This window comes from Achromobacter sp. GbtcB20 (assembly GCF_019091095.1).
GTDB classification, from domain to species: domain Bacteria; phylum Pseudomonadota; class Gammaproteobacteria; order Burkholderiales; family Burkholderiaceae_B; genus Achromobacter; species Achromobacter mucicolens.
In genome coordinates, this window is the sequence record NZ_JAGXJZ010000724.1 from 1 (window position 1) to 251 (window position 251).

The 251-nt window shown below is 74.9% G+C and carries 1 pseudogene; it reads right to left on the reverse strand.

From position 1 onward, the window contains the following. Positions 1 to 251, reverse strand: a pseudogene (locus KVT32_RS30855) (peptidoglycan-binding protein); the annotation flags it as partial.

Sequence of the window (251 nt, forward strand, 5' to 3'; positions counted from 1 at the left end):
ATGCGGCAGCACCTGCCAGGCCGCGGCGGCGCTCAGCGCGGCGCCGGCCAGCACGGCGCCGGCGACCAGCGGCCAGCGCGCCGGCTTGATCGCGGCTTCGCCGGCGAACATCTCGGCGGCGGCCGTGCGGACGATCTTGCGCGTCACCACGCGGCTGTTCTCGACGTAGGCGCCGAGCAGGGCGCGGACGCACAGCAGGTTGATGCGGCGCGGCACGCCATGGGTGATGCGATGGATGAGCGGCACGCTGG